This is a genomic window from Aeromicrobium sp. CnD17-E (assembly GCF_024124745.1).
Classification (GTDB): domain Bacteria; phylum Actinomycetota; class Actinomycetes; order Propionibacteriales; family Nocardioidaceae; genus Aeromicrobium.
In genome coordinates this window covers 1-3674 of the sequence record NZ_JAMXRU010000172.1, presented here as the reverse complement: position 1 = coordinate 3674, position 3674 = coordinate 1, and the positions used below count along the sequence as shown (strand labels likewise).

Annotated in this window: 4 protein-coding genes; all 4 read right to left on the bottom strand. The window is 71.5% G+C overall.

The window, feature by feature from the left end; translation table 11 throughout:
- Nucleotides 1–356 (bottom strand): XdhC family protein (locus NH339_RS17630; RefSeq protein ID WP_253027301.1); only part of this gene is annotated, 356 nt, incomplete at its 3' end.
- Nucleotides 353–838, bottom strand: coding sequence for a (2Fe-2S)-binding protein (locus NH339_RS17625; RefSeq protein ID WP_067856070.1), 486 nt, complete (start codon nt 836–838; stop codon nt 353–355). The genes NH339_RS17630 and NH339_RS17625, both read right to left, overlap by 4 nt.
- 10 nt (nt 839–848) lie before the next feature.
- A complete protein-coding gene (locus NH339_RS17620) occupies nt 849–3179 on the bottom strand; it encodes a molybdopterin cofactor-binding domain-containing protein (protein WP_253027300.1) in 2331 nt (776 codons plus the stop codon).
- Between the two features lie 108 nt (nt 3180–3287).
- On the bottom strand, nt 3288–3674 hold a 387-nt coding region (locus NH339_RS17615; RefSeq protein WP_253027299.1), incomplete at its 5' end, for an NTP transferase domain-containing protein.

Below are 3674 nucleotides of genomic sequence, written 5' to 3'. Positions count from 1 at the left end.
GCCGCGACCCGCGCCGCCACGTCGCCCAACCCGTCGTCGAGCCCGACGCGCTGCACGAGCACCTCGATGCGTCCACCACAGGTGAGACCGACGTCGAACAGGTCGTCCGCCGCGAAGCCGAACGTGCGCAGCGTCGGCTCGCCCGACGTCAGCGTCGCCTCGGCGAGGTCGACGACCGCCGCCTCCACGCACCCGCCCGACACCGACCCGGCGATGCGCCCGTCGGCCGCGACCACCATCGCCGCGCCGGGCTGGCGCGGCGCGGAGCCCGACGTCCCGACGACCGTGGCCAGCGCGACGGGCGAGTCCTGCACCCAGCGAGCGGCGCTCGCGAGGGCGTCGTCGGCGACCGTCACCGGCGCATCAGCCTCTCACCCGTCCGGACCGCCTCGCGGATCCTCGTGTAGGTGCCGCAGCGGCACACGTTGCGGATCGCGTCGAGGTCGGCGTCGGTGATGGCCCGACCCTCCCGCTGGACCCGCTTGACGAGAGCCACCGCGGTCATGATCTGGCCGGGCTGGCAGTAGCCGCACTGCGCGACGTCGTGCTCGAGCCAGGCCTCCTGCATCGGGTGCAGGTCGTCGCCGGGCACCGTGTCCGCCAGGCCCTCGATCGTGGTGACCTTGTCGGTGGGCCGGATCTTCTCGACCGGCACCGCGCACGGGTTGAACGCCTTGCCGTTGAGGTGCGACGTGCACGCCTTGCAGACGTTGATGCCGCACCCGTACTTCGGGCCGGTGACGCCGAGGACGTCGCGCAGCACCCACAGCAGGCGCACGCCCTTCTCGACGTCGACGGTGACCTTCTCGCCGTTGAGCTGGAAGCTGTACTTGGGCATGTCGGGCTCCTCAGGAGACGAAGGTCAGGCCGTTGGTCGGCGAGGCCGGCACGGGCGGGACGAAGGACTTGGGCGTGAAGTGCAGGGGCTGGCGGAAGTTGACGGGGAACTCGGTCGGCATGGTGCCGGTGGCACGCGCGTAGGCGCAGGCCACGGCAGCGGCCGACGCGGCCACGCCGGCCTCTCCGATGCCTCCCGGCTCGGTGCTCTCGGACTCCATCACCTCGCACCGGAACTCCAGCGGCGTGTTCCACTGCCGGGTGTACGCCGAGTTGTCCCAGCTCGCCTCGAGGAAGTGACCGTCGACCAGGTGGTTGCTGTAGGTCAGGACCTGCGCCATCCCGTCGCTGAAGCCGCCCATCATCTGCGCCTCGATGCCGAGCGGGTTGATGGCGAGGCCGCAGTCGACGACCATCGTGGCCCGGAGCACGCGCGGCCCGGTCACGGCGTCGCGGACCTTGCGGTTCACCGTGGCCGGACGGCAGTCGAGCTCGACGACCACCGCGGTCGCCCCCTTGTACTCCTTGTGGATGGCGATGCCTTGGGCGACGCCCTTCGGCAGCCTCCTCCCCCACTCGCCGAGCTCGGCGGCACGGTCGAGCACGCGACGGACGACGCCGCTCTTGGTGAACGTCCTGCGGAACTCGACCGGGTCGGTCCTGAAGCGGGCGGCGAGCTGGTCGACGATCAGCTCGTTCGCCACGCGCACGTCGGGTGAGTAGATGTTGCGCACCGAGCTGGTGTTGAACCTGCTCTGGTCGTAGTTCGACTCGTTGAGCAGCTGCGTCACGACGCCGAAGTTGTACGGCAGCTCCTGCGTCAGCAGGAACACGGTCTCGGAGAAGCCGAGGTTGCCCAGGCCCGACGGCAGCGACGCGACCTCGGCGGTGATGCGCTCGCCCAGGCCGTGGGTGAAGTCGCAGGAGACCGACGTGTGCCGCTGCTCGAAGGTCGCGACGGTGTCCCCGACGACCGTGGCGCGGATCCGCGACGTCGCCATCGGGTGCACGCGACCCTGGCGCGGCTCGTCGGCCCGGTGCCACATGAGCTTGACCGGGACCCCGAAGGCCTTCGAGATCTGCGCGGCCTCGATGGCGCCGTCGCTGAAGAGCTTGCGACCGAACGACCCGCCGCCGGTGACCACGTTCACCTCGACCTTCGTCTGCGGCAGGCCGAGCAGCTTGGCGATCTTCGACTGGGCGTCGATCGGCGACTTCAGACCGCTCCAGATCCGCGCGGAGTCCTTGCGCACGTCGGCGACCGCGCAGTTCGGCTCGAGGGCCGACCCGCTGCGGAAGTGGAAGGTGAACGAGCCCTCGACGGTGGTCGCGCCGAGCGCCGGCACGGCCAGCGGCAGCTCGGCCGCCCTCAGCTCGCGGGTCACGTCGTCGGCCTTCTTGCCGGGCACGGTCCCCTCCGACCACTGGACGTCGAGCGCGCGGACCGCGTCGATGCACTGGCCGAACGTGCGGGCGCGGACGGCGACGCCGGTGGGCACGACGCCCACGTGCGTCACGCCCGGCATCGCCCTGACCTTGGCGGCGTTGCGGACCTTGACGGGCTTGCCGTTGAGGGCCGGCGCGCGGCACACCATGGTCGGGAGCGCGTTCTTGACCTTGAGGTCCATGGCGAACGTCTTGCGGCCCGTCACCGCGTCGAGCGCGTCGATCCGGCGCTGCGGCGTGCCCACGACCTTGCGCTCGCGCGACTCGTCGAGGGTCACCTTCACCTCCCGCGTGCGCGAGGTGTCGACCTTCTGCGCGGCCTGCCCGTAGGTGACCGACGAGCCGAGGGAGTCGAGGATCGTGCCGCCCTTCGTCGTCAGGCTGGTCACCTGGGCGCCGAGCATGATCGCCGCGGCCTCGAGCAGCGACTGCCGTGCGACGGCGGCGGCCACGCGGATCGGGGTGTAGGTCGAGATCGTGGTGTTCGAGCCGCCGGTGAGCTGGTTGAACAGCAGCTCCGGTCGCGCCGGGGCGAGCGTCACGTGCACGCGGTCCAGCGGGAGGTCGAGCTCCTCGGCGAGGATCATGGCCGTCGACGTCGTGATGCCCTGCCCCACCTCCATGCGTGGGAGCGCGAAGTGGGCGTCGCCCCGACGGTCGATGCGCACGGCGACGAGGTTCGACGTCGGGAGCGCGCACTGCGTCAGGAAGTCGTTGAGGTCGTAGGCCTCCGGGATCTGCGGGACCGATGGCAGCACGACGGCGGCCGACGCGGGCGAGGCGCCGAGGCCGAGGTCGGCGGCGACGAGCAGACCGGCGCCGCCGATCACGTAGCCGAGGAACGTCCGGCGCGTGGGAGCAGGGGCGGGCAGGGCGGAGTCAGGTGGGATGGGCACTGCGGCACACTTTCGTCGGGGATGAGGGGATGGACGAAGTGGGGGATGCGCAGCACTGTGTCACGGGTCACGTCGTAGTGCAGACGAACTAGTCCAGTCGGACCATCCTCAGGTGCCCTCGAGCGAGGTGTCGCGGTCCTCTCCGGACGCGAGGTCGTCGCACGCGACTGCGGTCGCGGACGCGCCGGTCAGGTACGCATGTGCGCCCCGGTCACCGGTCAACGTCGCCGCACATGCGGACCAGTGGTCGCGCCCCATCAGCACGGGGTGACCGGGGCGCGAAGAAAATTCTGCGCGTGCGAGCGCGTCGGGCCCCGAGCCGCGTGCCGCCACCCGCGCGACGACGTCGGCGCCGACGTCGGGCAGGTCGACGAGGTGGATCATCACCGCGTCGGCCGACGTCGCGGCGACGGCACGCAGCCCGGCGCGCAGCGACGCCGACATCCCCTCGGCCCAGTCGTCCGCGACGACCACCCGCGCCTCGGCCGGCACGAG